The organism is Streptomyces sp. AC555_RSS877 (genome assembly GCF_019049245.1).
In the GTDB taxonomy this organism is placed as follows: Bacteria; Actinomycetota; Actinomycetes; order Streptomycetales; family Streptomycetaceae; genus Streptomyces.
Genome location: NZ_JAGMUK010000040.1, coordinates 576,279 through 589,751 on the forward strand (window position 1 = coordinate 576,279; position 13,473 = coordinate 589,751).

General features: G+C 68.8%; 14 protein-coding genes. 8 read left to right on the forward strand and 6 right to left on the reverse strand.

Annotation, left to right across the window (positions count from 1 at the left end; genetic code table 11):
* Positions 1 to 213: 213 nt before the first annotated feature.
* Positions 214 to 714 (reverse strand): MarR family winged helix-turn-helix transcriptional regulator, encoded by a 501-nt coding sequence (locus tag KUM49_RS20005; RefSeq protein WP_217238207.1) that lies wholly within the window; start codon positions 712 to 714, stop codon positions 214 to 216.
* A 192-nt stretch (positions 715 to 906) separates the two neighbouring features.
* Here KUM49_RS20005 and KUM49_RS20010 point away from each other — a divergent pair, with 192 nt between their 5' ends.
* Together KUM49_RS20010 and KUM49_RS20015 are read left to right on the forward strand one after the other, a co-directional pair.
* The gene (locus tag KUM49_RS20010) at positions 907 to 1,527 is read left to right on the forward strand and encodes an NAD(P)-dependent oxidoreductase (protein WP_217238208.1); all 621 of its coding nucleotides are present in this window, start codon (positions 907 to 909) and stop codon (positions 1,525 to 1,527) included.
* Positions 1,528 to 1,575: 48 nt separating this feature from the next.
* A complete protein-coding gene (locus KUM49_RS20015) occupies positions 1,576 to 2,013 on the forward strand; it encodes a DUF6069 family protein (RefSeq protein WP_217238209.1) in 438 nt (145 codons plus the stop codon).
* Between the two features lie 117 nt (positions 2,014 to 2,130).
* Here the strand turns inward: KUM49_RS20015 and KUM49_RS20020 are convergent, their stop codons facing one another.
* Entirely contained in the window at positions 2,131 to 2,919 is a 789-nt protein-coding gene (locus KUM49_RS20020; protein ID WP_217238210.1) for an N-acetyltransferase, read from the reverse strand.
* A 258-nt stretch (positions 2,920 to 3,177) separates the two neighbouring features.
* On the opposite strand from KUM49_RS20020, the gene KUM49_RS20025 reads away from it, so the two are divergent.
* The 3 genes from KUM49_RS20025 to KUM49_RS49815 all read left to right on the forward strand — a co-directional run bounded on the left by KUM49_RS20025 (position 3,178) and on the right by KUM49_RS49815 (position 4,927).
* Positions 3,178 to 3,636 (forward strand): nuclear transport factor 2 family protein, encoded by a 459-nt coding sequence (locus KUM49_RS20025; protein ID WP_374200175.1) that lies wholly within the window; start codon positions 3,178 to 3,180, stop codon positions 3,634 to 3,636.
* A gap of 270 nt (positions 3,637 to 3,906) precedes the next feature.
* Positions 3,907 to 4,602: a DUF4232 domain-containing protein gene (locus KUM49_RS20030; RefSeq protein ID WP_217238211.1), complete on the forward strand. Its 696-nt coding sequence runs from the start codon at positions 3,907 to 3,909 to the stop codon at positions 4,600 to 4,602.
* Between the two features lie 202 nt (positions 4,603 to 4,804).
* Positions 4,805 to 4,927, forward strand: coding sequence for a hypothetical protein (locus KUM49_RS49815; RefSeq protein ID WP_302185445.1), 123 nt, complete (start codon positions 4,805 to 4,807; stop codon positions 4,925 to 4,927).
* A gap of 115 nt (positions 4,928 to 5,042) precedes the next feature.
* On the opposite strand, the gene KUM49_RS20040 is transcribed toward KUM49_RS49815, so the two are convergent.
* Both KUM49_RS20040 and KUM49_RS20045 read right to left on the reverse strand, forming a co-directional pair.
* Positions 5,043 to 6,599 carry a polysaccharide lyase family 1 protein gene (locus tag KUM49_RS20040; protein ID WP_217238212.1) on the reverse strand — a complete coding sequence of 519 codons (1,557 nt, stop codon included), beginning with the start codon at positions 6,597 to 6,599 and terminating at the stop codon, positions 5,043 to 5,045.
* A 447-nt stretch (positions 6,600 to 7,046) separates the two neighbouring features.
* Positions 7,047 to 8,210 (reverse strand): sulfite oxidase, encoded by a 1,164-nt coding sequence (locus KUM49_RS20045; RefSeq protein ID WP_254401425.1) that lies wholly within the window; start codon positions 8,208 to 8,210, stop codon positions 7,047 to 7,049.
* Positions 8,211 to 8,456: 246 nt separating this feature from the next.
* Here KUM49_RS20045 and KUM49_RS20050 point away from each other — a divergent pair, with 246 nt between their 5' ends.
* Positions 8,457 to 8,912, forward strand: a complete 456-nt coding sequence (locus KUM49_RS20050) for a hypothetical protein (RefSeq protein WP_217238213.1) — start codon at positions 8,457 to 8,459, stop codon at positions 8,910 to 8,912.
* A 448-nt stretch (positions 8,913 to 9,360) separates the two neighbouring features.
* Positions 9,361 to 9,924, forward strand: coding sequence for a hemerythrin domain-containing protein (locus tag KUM49_RS20055; RefSeq protein ID WP_217238214.1), 564 nt, complete (start codon positions 9,361 to 9,363; stop codon positions 9,922 to 9,924).
* 77 nt (positions 9,925 to 10,001) lie between these two features.
* Here the strand turns inward: KUM49_RS20055 and KUM49_RS20060 are convergent, their stop codons facing one another.
* Positions 10,002 to 10,364, reverse strand: coding sequence for a hypothetical protein (locus KUM49_RS20060; RefSeq protein ID WP_217238215.1), 363 nt, complete (start codon positions 10,362 to 10,364; stop codon positions 10,002 to 10,004).
* Between the two features lie 99 nt (positions 10,365 to 10,463).
* On the opposite strand from KUM49_RS20060, the gene sigJ reads away from it, so the two are divergent.
* Positions 10,464 to 11,363: an RNA polymerase sigma factor SigJ gene (gene sigJ, locus KUM49_RS20065; RefSeq protein WP_217238216.1), complete on the forward strand. Its 900-nt coding sequence runs from the start codon at positions 10,464 to 10,466 to the stop codon at positions 11,361 to 11,363.
* A 76-nt stretch (positions 11,364 to 11,439) separates the two neighbouring features.
* Here the strand turns inward: sigJ and KUM49_RS20070 are convergent, their stop codons facing one another.
* Positions 11,440 to 13,473 carry a serine protease gene (locus KUM49_RS20070; RefSeq protein WP_217238217.1) on the reverse strand — a complete coding sequence of 678 codons (2,034 nt, stop codon included), beginning with the start codon at positions 13,471 to 13,473 and terminating at the stop codon, positions 11,440 to 11,442.

A 13,473-nucleotide genomic window follows, 5' to 3' on the forward strand; every position in this document is an offset into this window, starting at 1 on the left:
GGCGGGCGCAGCGGTGTGGCGGAGGCCCGCACCCAGGGTCAGGCGGCCTCGGGTGTCGTGCGGAGCTGACGAGCGGGTGCGCCAGCCGCAGCGTGACGCTCCATACAGGGGTGGGACAGGCGGACGGGAGCGACATACGAGCGCTTCGGTCCCCGCGTGGATCCCTCCCGTTGCGGCGGCCCTCGCAAGGATGTCGACCCCGGTCGACTGCTCTCACCTCGGGGAGCGTTGGAAGGGCATGGACATGGCCTCGCCGAGGATGTCGGCCGCGCGGGCGATGATGGTCTCGCCGGCCTGTGCCAGTTGGTCGAGCTGCTCGGGGGAGAGCGCGTCGATGACGAGGTGGCGTACGGCGGCGACATGGCCGGGAGCGGCTTCGACCAGTTTCTGGCGGCCGGCGTCGGTCAGCTCGACCAGGTTGCTGCGTTTGTCGGTGGGGGAGGGGATGCGGCGGATCCAGTCGGCCTTCTCCATCCGCGCCACGGCGTGGGAGAGGCGGCTTTGGGACCAGCCGAGGGACTGGGCCAGGTCACCGATGCGCAGGTCCTGTCCTTCGTGCAGGGACAGCCCGTGCAGGATCACGTAGGAGCCGTGCGGGATCTGCGAGTCGTGCTGGAGTTGCTGGTCCAGTGCCTGGTCGAGGGCGCGCATCATCCTCATGAGCGCGTTCCAGGCGCGCGCTTCCGAGTCGTTGAGCCATTTCGGTTCCGGCATGACCTCACCCTAACTGGACGCATGAACCTTCATGAAGACTGTTGAAGCTTCATGGAAGCCGGAGTACGTTTTACATGAAGGTTCATGCAATCCTCTGCCCGGTGATGGCTGCCTGTCGGCGCCGCCCTTGGACCGGACGAGTTTCGACCGCCGTTGCACACGGCGCCCCACGACGTACGGGAGAACTCCGTCATGAAGCTGCTCGTCCTCGGTGCCACCGGCGCCACCGGCCGTGAAGTGCTCACCCAGGCCTTGGCTGCCGGGCACGACGTCACGGCCTTCGCCCGCGCCCCGGCGGCCCTGGAGGACCTGGCCGGGCGGGCGCGCGTCGTCATCGGAAACGCGACCTCGGTGCCCGATCTCGCCGCCGCGCTGCCCGGGCACGACGCCGTCCTCGCCGCCCTCGGATCCGGCAACTCCATCAAATCCGACATCGCCTCACGCGCGGCCAAAGCCTTGACCACTGCCGCCGCACAGGCAGGTGTACCCCGCCTCGTGGTGCTCTCCGCCTTCGGCGTCGGAGGCAGCCTGGGGGATGCCAGTGGGGTGCAGAAGATGATGTACCGCACGTTCATGCGGTCCCTCTTCGGCGACAAGGCCACCGCCGACCAACTGATCCGCGCCAGCGGGCTGGACTGGACGCTCTACCCCGTCACCCTCACCAACGGTCCCGCCACCAGCGACTACCGCGCCGCCGAACGGCTGCCGATGAAGGGCATGCCCAAGATCAGCCGGGCCGATGTCGCCGCCTTCATGCTCACCGCCGCGACGGGCACCGACTGGATCAATCGCACCGCCGTCCTCAGCAACTGACCTCCCCTCCCAAGCTCACGACCGCCGACGCCACTCAAGGAGCCTCCTGTGACTGCTACCTCGCCTCAAACTTCCGACTCGGCGGGCCGCACCGCCGGCGCGCTGGCTCTTGCCGTAGCCGCGGCCGCGGTCGGATCCGGCGTCGCCAACTCCGCGATCGCCCTGACAGCCCGGGCCGCCGGGGCCTCGGACGACTTCGAGGCCCTGTGGCCCAGCGTTTACCTGCCTCTGACGGTGCTCGGCGTTCTGGCCGGTGCGATCGGCTGGCACATGGTGAGACGCCGCGCCGGCGACCCCGCCGCCGTCCTGCGGTGGCTCGTACCCACGGTGGTCATCCTGTCTCTCATCCCGGACATCGCGATCGGCGTCAGCGACAGTGCTCCCGGCGTCAGTTGGGGCGGCGTGACGGTACTGATGCTCATGCACGTGGCAGTCGCGGTGGTGGCCGTGCCCGTCTACCGACGGTTCCTGCCCCTGCCAGTGTGATTCGAGGGATCACCTGCGCGAATACGTCTGTACAGATGGCGCTGCTCGCGGCGGCCGGTGCCGGTGTCGATGTCGCTGGGCATCGGGCGTGAGTTGGGCGCCACGGGCTGCTCGTCGTCAGCCTCCGAAGGCTGACAGCCCTCCGGCTGTGTCGTGCACGCTGTGCCGGATCCACACATTGGGTTCGACGTAGACGGCGTGGTCGTGCCTGGTGTCGCAGTGCACCGGGACCAGGGCGCCGGGTACCTCGATGTCACCGTCTCGGTCGAAAGGCAGACCGGTCCACTGCCGCCACTGGGTCAGAGAACCACTGACCGTCATCGACGTCGGAGCGATCTTCTCGATGGTGCCGCCGACTTTGACGTGCACCCGCAGCCACGGGTCGGTCGGCAGCCCGTCGTCGCGCCGTCGGCTGATGTAGTCGGCCATGGTGACGCGAGGATGCAAGTGCTTGGCTGTGGGGCGGACGGGGGCCAGCAGCACGTCGTGGCCTCGGCGGCCACATGCTTGGCGCAGCGCGGCCAACATGCGGTAGGACAGACCGCGGCCGAGGTATTCGGTGTCCACCGTGATCTCGATTGCACTGGCTGTTGTCGGCGGTCGCCCGCGGTGCTGGTCGCGAAACGCCCACACCAGCACCCGGTCCCATCCTTGGTCCGGCATCTCCTCGCGGTCGTCGATCACTGCGTTGAAGGGCACGCTGAGGCCGCGTGCGACGACGCGGGTGCCGTCCGTCGCCACCACGCAGTAGTGCGGGAAGTCCTCGGCCACTCGGCTCAACAGAGCGCCGGCCACCGGATCGTGGGGTGTGAAGGCGGGCCAGGTATCGGCGATCTCATAGACACGGGCGATCAATGACGGACGCTCGGCGAGTGTGGTTATCCGGATGCTGTCGGTATCTGTCACGGCCGTGCACGCTGCCACAAGGGGAAGATCGCAGCCACAGATTTTGACTCTCAGCTGTTCCGTGCGGCGTGGGCTCCGTGCTCACGTGTGGTGGGCAGCGAGGAACCGGGCGCATCCTTGCCGACTCCCCCTGCTGGCGAACACGCGTGGACGGGCCCTTACCTCCGGGGTAATCGACCGTCCTCCCTTCCCCCGGCAGGATCAAGCACGTCGGCGGGATCCCCGCCGGGATCCAGCCGCACCCGCGAGGAGAGCCTCATGTCCGTCAAGTCAGCCATGACCACGACGAGTTCAGCCACGACCGCGAGCTCCGTCGCCGAGGTCACTCGGGCCGTTGTGCAGGAGTTCCTTGCCGCCCGGATGGCCGGGGACACGGGACGGCTCGTCGCGCTCTTCGCCGACGAGGTCGACTGGCTGCTCGCCGAGAACCCCGCCGTGCCGTGGATCCGCCCGCGGTCCACCGCCGCCGAATGCGCCGCCCAGTTCACGGACCTCATGGAGCACACCGTGCCCGAGGACGCGCGCGCCTCCGTCGACACCTTCCTGGTCGACGGCACCAACGCCGTCCTGATGGGGCATCTGTCGGGGACCGTACGTGTGACGGGGAAGTCCTTCGAGGGTCCGTTCGCGCTGCACCTCACCGTCGAGGACGGCCGGATCACCCGGCACCACCTCTACGAGAACAGCCTGTCGATCGCCGAGGCGTGCGCCCCGTGAGGGCGCGGGCGGCCGCGCCCCGAGCGCCCAGTGACCCGGGGGCCAGGCGAATCTCCCCGCCCCCGCTGTTCGCGTCGAGGTGGACGAGACGCACACCGGTTGATCGCACAGCCAACCCATGTCTGTGAACTTCTGGCGGAATCTCCCCTTCCTTGTACGTGCTCGGTAACAGACCTACGGGGCAAGGTGTTGAGGCACATTCCTGGTGCAGACTCTGCTCGCAAACGCGAGTCGAAAGCGGACGCGTACGTCCGACAACGGGGGAACACCATGAATGCTGCTGCCCGCAAGAACCACACAGACCCCAGGGGCTGGAAGTCCTACGTCCTCGGAGCCGCGGCGGTCGCCGCGCTGCTCGCCTCCACGGCGTGCGAGCCCGGCGCGGCCGAGGGCTCGGACGACGACAAGCCCGTGGACCGGGCGAGCGTGACGGGTTCGGCGAAGCCGGGCGACGGCACGGGGAACACCGGCCGCAGCGAGGACAACGGCGGCGGCAACGCCGGCAACGGCGACAGTGGCACCATCGCCGCCTGCACCGCGGACCAACTCGGGGTCTCCGCGACCATGGAGCGCGCGGACGACACGGACGCGAGGCACCTCCTCATCACCGTCCAGAACGCCGGCGACAAGAAGTGCGACGTCTACCACTATCCCCACGTCGAGATCGGTGACGCACAGGCCCCGACCCCGGTGATCAAGGACAGCAGCACGGACCCGGGGGAGCCCACGACGATCGCTCCGGGTGAGGAGGCGCACGCCGCTCTGCTCGTCGCCGGCGGCGCCAGGGACGAGTACGAGGCGACCAGCATCACCCTCACGCTCCAGGGCAGCAAGCTCGGCAGCAAGGCGGGCGAGCCGGTCGACGTCCCCATGCCCGTCGACACCTTGTACGCGGACGACGGTCAACTGGTCACCTACTGGACGACGGCCTCCGGCTATGCGCTGGACTTCATCATGTCCAAGTGACGGACGTCGATGTGCCGGTGACGATCGACTGGGTACATCGGTTGAAATGCCGGGACCACGGTGCCGCGCAGCGGCCAGCCTATCCAGATCATGCGCATGACGCGGGAGGAGTGGAGCCATCCACGCCCAGCTTCCCTCCCTCTTCCGCGTGTTGACGCGTCAATGCTCGGCTTATTTCATTCCTGCGCAGGAAGTCGACGAGATGCTCCGGGAGCGGCCCGCCACCCTGTCCTTGAGCATCCCCGGCACCAGCCACGACCTGCACCTGGAACAGCCTGGAGCCCTGCACACCACCCTTTCGGACTTCCTTCTGGGCCTCGCCTGAGAACTTTTACGCCGTCCAACGGTTGTCGCCCCTCTGCGGAGCGCGAGCCCCCGCTGCTGCCCGGCGGGTCCTGGGGGGGGGAAGTCGACCCCCGCGCGGCAGCGGGAGCACGCTGCTACCCGGAGTACGTCTCGTACTCGGCGATCTTCGGCGTGCCGGTCGAGCCGGTGATCTCGAAGGAGATCTTCTGCAGCGAGGTCCGAGGGAAGGTGATGAGTCCCGCCCCGCTGCCGGAGGTGAGGACGGCGCCGGTGTCGGCGTTGATGACCCTGAAGGAGCCGATGCTGCCTGCGGAGCCTGACGCCTCTCGGATGTTGATCGCGGAGACGGACGTGGACGAGCCCCACTTGATCGAGATGGAGCCGGCCGAACCGGCCGGCGACCAGTAGGTGCTCAGATCGCCATCCCGCACGTTGCCGTAGCTCGTACCGTCGGCCTTGCTGGAGCCGTCGGAGCCGGCCCCGATACTGAGGTTGGTCCCGCTGGGCTGCGTCGGTCCCGGCGTGGTCGGTGTCGGTGTCGGTGTCGGTGTCGAGGTTGACGTCGGCGTCGGTGTCGGCGTCTGCGGTGAGCAGTTGCCGTTCGACACCTGCAGACCCTTGTTGGCGCCGGCCGTCTGGCTCACGATGCTCGGCACGCAACTGGCACCGTCGAGGCTGTACGCGTAAGGGATGCTGACAGTGGTGTTGGACTGCGGGTTGGGACCGGCAGGATTGTTCTCGCTACCGGGGCTGGACCACGTCACATTGTCGAAGATGTTGCCGCTGACCTGCCAGTAACCGGCCGCGTCGGTGTAGAAGGTGCCCAGGACGTCCTTGGAGTCCTTGAAGTAGTTGTTGTCGACCTTGGCGCGAGCCCCGGCTCGGGAGTTGATGCCGGACTCGTTGAGGCCCACGTAGTGGTTGTTGTAGATGTGGGCTGTGCCGCCACGGAGCAGGGGCGCACGGGAGTCGATGTTCTCGTACCGGTTGTGGTGATACGTGATGTAGCTGTTCGAGAGGTCGGTCTCACTGGACCCGACGAGGCCACCGCGGCCGGAGTTGCGCAGGATGCTGTAGGACAGGGTCACGTACTGGGTGTTGTCCTTCATGTCGAAGAGGCCGTCGAATCCCTCCGACTCGCCACCGGACGCCTCCAGGGTGGTGTGATCGACCCAGACGTTGCGGACGTTGCTCTCCATGCCGATGGCGTCACCGCCGTTGGACGTGGGGGAGCCCGACTTCTTGACGTTCCGGACGGTCACGTTCTGGATGACGATGTTGCTGGCGTCGCGAATGTGGATGCCCAGCTGGTCGAAGACGGCTCCGCTGCCGACCCCGATGATCGTGACGTTGCTGATCTGCTTGAGCTCGATCACACCGGCGGTGGTGTTGCAGCCGGCGCCCGACACCTTGGTGGTGTTGCCGTGGTTGATGGTCCCCTCGACCTGGATAGTGATCGGGGTGCTGCTGCTGGCCCGGCCGCACAGTGCCGCGTGGATCGCGGTCCCCGTGGTGGCCCGTACCGTCTGCCCGCCCGCACCGCCGGTGGTCCCGCCGTTCTGGGTCGCGTAGCCGGTGGCGCTGCCGGTCGCTGCCGACGCCTCGGGTATCGACAGAACCGCACCTGTCGCGGCCGCGACGGCCGTCGTGGCCAGTGCCGCATAGAGTCGCAGTGCGACTGATCGTCTCATCTTCGCCTCCCCATTCGTCTTCGGATGGTGGGTCGTGCTGCTACTTGCCGTGGCCGTCCGACAGGCCGTCGAGGTCGCCGACCTGCCGCGCCGACCTGCCGCAGGGCAGGTCGATGTGGCTGACCCCTTTCTGTGGCGGCTCCTGGATGCGACGATGCGGTCGTTCGAGAACATGAATGGCTCAGATGGCCGGATACCTTATTGCGGCAGGGCAAGCGCTTTCTTTGGAAGCTAGGGGCTTGCTGCGGACACGTCAATAGACGTGTACTTGATTCTTATTCACGAACATGAACGACTCGAGGAGGGATGGGACAGCCTGGTCGGCTCTCACCTGCTGCCTTGGAGAGCGCTCGGAGCTGTGCTCTGGCCTCGGTCTGGCCGGCACACGGCGGACGGGCGCGCGCTACCTCGCGCCCACAGCCATTGCATCCATTGCATTCCTGGCAGTCATGGGGTCGTTGGAGGTACGCAGAGCACCGCGATGCGCTGCACCGCGTTGTTGCCGAAGCCTCCGCGGTTCCAGGGCTGGGTGACCGGCTGGGTGTCGCCCTCCGCATCCGTGGCGCGGGCGGTCAGGACGTGGGTGCCGGGGACGGCCGTCCAAGGCGCGTGCCAGTGCCGCCAGGACCAGGAGTGGCGGTCCGGCGGGGTGAGTTCCGCCTCGTGCCAGGTGTGGCCGTCGTCCGTGCTGACCTCGACCTTGGTGACGGGAGCGCGGCCCGACCAGGCGCGGCCCTCCAGGTTCAGCGGGCCGGGCCGTACGACCCTGGTGCGCGACATGAAGTCCGGGAAGCCGGGCGGAATCATCAGCGCCCGGGGCGCGATCCGGGTGACCGGGAAGCCCGGCTCGTCGGGGGACTGGCGGTAGCGGTATGCCACCGTCTGCTGGAAGCCGGTGAACGGCGTGTCGGTGAGGGTGATGTCGCGCAGCCACTTCACATGGGCCATGCCGTACCAGCCGGGGGCCACCAGGCGCACGGGGTGTCCGTGCTGCGGAGGAAGCGGGGCGCCGTTCATCTCGTACGCGACCAGGACTTCAGGGTCGGTGGCCATGGCATCGGCGACAGACAGGCTGCGCTGGTAGTCCTGTTCCACGCCGCGCTCCACGCCGTGGTCGGCTCCCGTGAAGACCGCCTCTACGGCCTCCGGTTCCACGCCGGCCTCGCCGAGCAGCGTCCGCAGCGGTACGCCAGTCCAGTCGGCGGTGCCGACCGCCTCGACCAGCCAGGGCTGGCTCACGGGGCGCGGAGTGAGCCGGGCGCGGCCGTTGCCCGCGCACTCCATGGTCACTCGGTGGGTGACCGGAGGGAAGGAGCGGAGGGCCTCCAGGTCCAGCGTCAGTGGCGTACGGACCCGGCCCTGTACGGTCAGCGTCCATGCGGCGGCGTCCAGAACCGGGATGTCGTAATGGGTCAGGATGTAGTGCAGCCCGGCAGGTGTGACGTCGTAGCGCAGGGCCTCCAGGGGGAGGCCGTGGTTGCGGGCGGCGAGGGCGAGTTCCTCGTGGCTGATGCCCTCGGCGGGGTCTGCGACGCGCCCCGGCGTGCTGATGTCATCCAGTGATCCAGACGAATCCAGCTGATCCGTGCGACGGTCCATGGATCTGTCCATGGATCCATGGTCCTCCCGGCGGCCGACCCGGGCACCCCTTGGGCAGCGGTCCGGTGTCCGACCCGACCAGACGACCCGATCCGGGCCAGTTGACGCGGGCGCTGCCGGCAGGTGGCTTCAGCACTGTGGCTTTGTCCCGCGGGCAGTGTGCTCGACGGCCGGGTGGGACAATCTCTGCCGAGGCCCACGCTGCCGTGGTGGCCGGTGCCCGGCAGGCATCGGGAGGGCCGAAGGGAGGCATGGAGGGTGATCCAGCTGGTGTCTCTGAGGGTCGGTGCCAGGCCCGTCCCTCAGCCCGTCGCCACGCCGTTGGTGTGGGTCACGGCTTTCGTCGGGGCCTTGACACTGGTGGCCCTGCACAACACCCTGATAGGCCTGGACCGTCCTGCGCCTGCTCTGGCCGCGCTGTCCCTGCTCGCCGCCCTGCTCGGTGTTTACGCGCGCTTCGCCGCGGCCCCCGGTACAGCTGTGTTGTGCTGGCTGATCCTCAACGGCTTCGCCATCCCGCCTGTCGGTACCCTCACCTGGGCCGGCCACCGTGACACGTTCTGGCTCGCCTGCCTGTGCGCCGCGGCTCTAGTCGGCACGGTGCTGGCCCGGATCGTCCATGCCCGCGCCGCCTATCGTCGTATCACCCCTGCGGGGCCCTCCACGGCGGCAGACGTGGACGACTGGCCTGCCGGATACGGACCACCGGCGTAGGGCACATCCCGAACAGCGGATGGTCCGTCAGTGGGCCCGGCGCCCTCGATCTCATGCGGCTTTGCGCTTGTCTTTCCTGACTGGGCTCCGCACGCACCACGCACCGGATGCAGTGCGACGGTCGCCGGACGGCGGCGAGCACGCCGACCGACAGAGATGACCAGCGCGATCGACCACGGGCTCCAGGGACGTGCTCTCGCAACACATGGCCGGAGTCCTGTCGGCCACCGGAGTGAAGTAACGGACCAGCGCGAGGTCGTCGGTGTGTGCGTGGCAAGTATCCGTGCGGTGGCGAGCCGGTGGAACGTTGGGACAGTGACTGCTCCTTCCTGCTCCTTCCTGCTCCTGTGCCTGTCGACAGACCCCAGCCCGCGGTCGGACAGCCCGACGCTCGGCGCTGCACACGGCGATCGACGACCGGCCTCAGACGACAAAGAGTGGAGAATCCATGGGACACGGCGGAAACGTCATCCAGGAACTGACCGCCGATCACCGCGAGGTGGACGACCTCTTCTCGCAGATCGAGATGCTGCCCGGGGACGACCCGCAGCGACGCGATCTGGCGGACCGGCTCACCATGGAGCTGATCCGGCACTCGGTGGCCGAGGAAGAGTACCTGTACCCGGTGGTGCGCCGGTACGTCGACGGGGGCGACGATCTCGCCGACAAGGAGATCGCCGACCACGGCGAAGTCGAGCGCATGCTCAAGGAACTCGAAGGCTGTCAGCCCGGGGACGGGCGTTTTGACACGCTGGTTCTGCGGCTGAAGAACGCCGTCACGGCCCATGTCAGCGACGAGGAGAACCGGCTCTTCCCGATGCTGGCCGACGCCTGCTCCGCCGACAATCTGGAGGAGCTCGGCGAGAAGGTCCGCTCGGCCAAAAAGCACGCTCCCACCCGCCCGCACCCGTCCGCGCCGGACACCCCACCCGCGAACAAACTCCTCGCGCCCGGTACCGGCATGGTCGACCGCCTGCGCGACATGCTGACCGGGCGCGGAAAGCAGGACTGACAGCACTGAAGTGGCTCCTGGGTCCTGCACTCCGCGAGTACAGCGGGGCCCGCAGCCGGTATGCCCCGTACCGGACATCAGCGCCGCGCCAGCGCCAGCACGCTCAGTCCGAACATCAGGACGCCCAGGGGGAGATGAACGGACGGTATGTGTGCGATGCCGAGCACGACCTGGACCGAGGCGAGGAGAAGGAAGCCGGACGCGTGCCAGACGGGCCGGGGCGAGCCGCCGCCCGGCTTCCATGCCAGCACCGCCGCGAGCAGATACAGCATCGTCGCCCCGTACATCACGCGGGCTCCGACACTGTGCAGCGTCTCTCCGTAGGACGAGGTCAACAGCAGCCCGGCGGAGACCGCTTGAAGGAAGATGGTCAGGGTCTGCAGGGTGACAGCGATCTGCAGAAAGGAAATGTGACGCTGTGCCGTCGCCTGGGTCGCCATGCCACGGTCCCCTTTTCCGCCCGGAGGGCAGTAGATCGATAAGGTCTCACCAACCCGACGACGCGGGTCTGCGAAAGGTAAGGCGAGGGGGTCGGGAGCATGGGGACGGCTGGGACGAGCACAGGTGAGATAGCCGGTGAGCGGCGTCAACTGATCAATGTCGCCTACCGGTTGCTCGGTTCGCTGGCCGAGTCCGAGGACGCCGTGCAGGAGGCCTACGCGCGTTGGTACGCGCTGCCACGAAGTCGGCAGGACGAGATCGCATCCCCCGGCGCCTGGCTGACGACGGTGACCGGCCGGATCTGCCTGGACGTTCTCGGCTCGGCGCGCGCCCGGCGTGAACGCTATGTCGGCGCGTGGTTGCCCGATCCGCTGCCCGACCACGCCGAGTGGGATCACGTCCATGGCACCGACCCCGCCGACCAGATGGTCCTGGACGAATCGGTGACCATGGCCTTCCTCGTCGTCCTGGAGTCGATGACCCCCGCCGAGCGGGTGGCGTTCGTCCTGCACGATGTCTTCCGGTACCCGTTCGCCGAGATCGCCGGCGTTCTCGGCCGGACCCCTGCGGCTTGCAAGCAGCTGGCGGCTTCCGCCCGGAGGCGGGTGAGCGTCGCGCGGGCTCCGGGGACGGCGGCCGGGCAGGCCGACGTGGTGAGGCATGTCAAAGAGGCCTGGGAGACCAAGAACATCGCGGCCCTCGTCGGGATCCTCGACCCGGCCGCCGTGATGACCGCCGACGGCGGCGGCATGGTCGGTACCTTCCTGCGCCCGATCGAAGGCGGCGCGCGCATCGCCCAGTACATGGCCGCCATTGCCGACAAGGCTCCGGGGCTAGAACTCCTGGAGCGTTCGGTCAACGGTGTGCCGGGCTTGGTGGCCCAGCGTGCCGGCGTCGTCTTGACCGTGGCCGCGTTCGACGTCTCCGACGGGCGCGTCACCCGGATCTGGGTGGTCCGCAACCCGGAGAAGCTGAGGCCGTGGGTGCGGGAGGGCTAGGCGGTTTCGGGTGAGTCACCGTGCGGCCCGGAGAAAGGTGCCTCGATGCGGAGTGCGGCGTGACGGAACGACAGGGTCAGCCGCCGAGGTGGATGCCGATCGACCGGGCGACCTCGGTGTGGGCGAGGTACTCGACGATGCTGTGCGCCCGGTCGCGGGCGTTGATGACGGCGAGGTCGGACAGTCCGTCCGCCCAGTCGTCGCCCAGCGGGCATCCGATGGCCACCGCGTCGGTCGGGCACCAGGCGTTGAGCCAGTCGGCCACGACGTCCGGACGCTTCGGCCCGCCGACGAGCAGCCTGTTGTACACGCTGTCCATGCCGAGGGGACTGCCCGCCGTGGTCAGATGAACGAGGCTCACTCCGGGGGACAGTCGTGTGCTGAGATCCAGGCCGACGACCGTGCCGAGACTGTGACTGACGAGCACCACTTCTCCCGCGTCCGGCATGGTCTCGAGTACGCAGTCCAGGACCTCGTCCCGGATGCGCCGGTCGTCGAGGTACGCGGCCACGTCGCGGAAGATCAGGGCGATGGCCCATGCGTCGAGGTCGCTCCTGGCGGCCAGCCAGCTGAGCCGCTTCTGCAGGGCTCCGACCACGTCGCCCAGGCCGAACCGCTCGGTGGCCAACTGGCCCTCCTGGGGCATGTTCCACTTCGTGGCAGCCTCGCCGACGATCTCCTCGTACACCGCGCGGGCGGTGGGGGTGGTGGGGGCGACCACCTCCGCAGCCGTGGCGGTCGGCGCCTCGACGATGCGGGGGACGGCCTCGTGCGCGGTCAGGGCCTGCACCAGTCTGTCGCCGTAGTAGGGGAACCAGACGTCCGCCGGGTCGACCGGGGGCAGCCCGGCACGGACGAGCCCCTGGTTGAGTCCGGCCGCCCACTCGCGGCGCAGTTTCTCGGGCTCCTTGCCCTCTTGGGAGCGACCGTGCAGGAAGACCAGATGCCGTGTGCCGCCGAACGCGCCGTCCCGGGCGCGCAGACCCACACGCGCGGTGGCCTTCTCGGCGGCCGGGTGCGGCGCTGCGACGGTGGGAGCCGGGACCGCCGTCGGGCCGACGGCGGCCTCCGCGCGGCGCAGCCCGGACTCCGGGCCCATCTCGGCCAGCAACGCCTGCTGCCGGGAGGTGAGGGACAAGGCGGCGAGGTGCTTCAGGATGGAGCTGATGCGTACGCCCTCGTTGGACACCCAGTCGATGGCGTCGTCGCCGTCACCGGGCCGCCAGACCTGTCCGTCACGGCGCAGGATGCGGCCCTGGTCGTCGGTCCTGGGGACACCGCTGTGGTGGAGCGCGACGACCTCCCACTGGTCGTTGAAGACGGGCGAGCCTGAGTTGCCGGGCTCGGTGTCCGTCTTGTAGTGCAGGAAGTCGTCGAGGCGCACCTGGAGCATGTTGTCGCGCAGGGCGATCTCCTTCAGGCGCCCCATCGGGTGGCCGATGACGTTGACGGGCTCGCCGATCACCAGCTTTCCCGTCTGGGCGCTGAGCCGATTCCAGCCGAACGTCTCCCCGGGCGGCTGGAGGTCCGGGCCGGGGGACACCAGCACCAGAGCGAAGTCGAGGCGTGGGTCGGCCACGAAGAGCTCGTCGGGGTCGAGTTCCAGCCGTGTTGTCGGGTGCGGGGTGTTGTCGACGGTGACCTGGGCCTCGAACTCCACGAAGCACTGCCGGGCGGCCTCCGCGTCGGTGAGCACGTGATGGTTGGTCATCAGCAGGCTCGGAGACACCAGGAAGCCGGTGCCAACAGGCAGCTCGCGGCCGTTCTCCCGCACCGAGATCCGGGCGACGGTGCGTGCCGCCCGGGCGCCGCGCGGCAGGAAGCTCCATGCCTGGAGGTCCTTGGACACCCCGAGGATGCGTTCGTAGGCGGCGGTCGCTGCCAGCGGCTCCGCCCGGACGGCCTCCACCACCATGGCGGTGGGCACCGCGTGCCGGTCGAGCAGTCGGGCCGCGCGCGCCGCAAGCGCCTCCTGCGAATCCGGGAAGGTGACTCCGGCCTCCTGCTGCCGCTCGACCGCCCGCCGCTCGTCGCCGGTCTCGTCGTACCGCGCGGCGGCTGCCGCGGCCTGGCGCTCCCGGTCCTCGCTCGACCTGTCCGTCGCTGCCAT

Coding starts and splice junctions, on each gene's coding strand:
- KUM49_RS20030 (WP_217238211.1), top strand. CDS start 3,907: ATGAATGCTGCTGCCCGCAAGAACCACACAGACCCCAGGGGCTGGAAG.
- KUM49_RS20010 (WP_217238208.1), top strand. CDS start 907: ATGAAGCTGCTCGTCCTCGGTGCCACCGGCGCCACCGGCCGTGAAGTG.
- KUM49_RS20025 (WP_374200175.1), top strand. CDS start 3,178: ATGTCCGTCAAGTCAGCCATGACCACGACGAGTTCAGCCACGACCGCG.
- KUM49_RS20005 (WP_217238207.1), bottom strand. CDS start 714: ATGCCGGAACCGAAATGGCTCAACGACTCGGAAGCGCGCGCCTGGAAC.
- KUM49_RS20040 (WP_217238212.1), bottom strand. CDS start 6,599: ATGAGACGATCAGTCGCACTGCGACTCTATGCGGCACTGGCCACGACG.
- KUM49_RS20055 (WP_217238214.1), top strand. CDS start 9,361: ATGGGACACGGCGGAAACGTCATCCAGGAACTGACCGCCGATCACCGC.
- KUM49_RS20070 (WP_217238217.1), bottom strand. CDS start 13,473: ATGGCAGCGACGGACAGGTCGAGCGAGGACCGGGAGCGCCAGGCCGCG.
- KUM49_RS20060 (WP_217238215.1), bottom strand. CDS start 10,364: ATGGCGACCCAGGCGACGGCACAGCGTCACATTTCCTTTCTGCAGATC.
- KUM49_RS49815 (WP_302185445.1), top strand. CDS start 4,805: ATGCTCCGGGAGCGGCCCGCCACCCTGTCCTTGAGCATCCCCGGCACC.
- KUM49_RS20045 (WP_254401425.1), bottom strand. CDS start 8,210: ATGGACAGATCCATGGACCGTCGCACGGATCAGCTGGATTCGTCTGGA.
- sigJ (WP_217238216.1), top strand. CDS start 10,464: ATGGGGACGGCTGGGACGAGCACAGGTGAGATAGCCGGTGAGCGGCGT.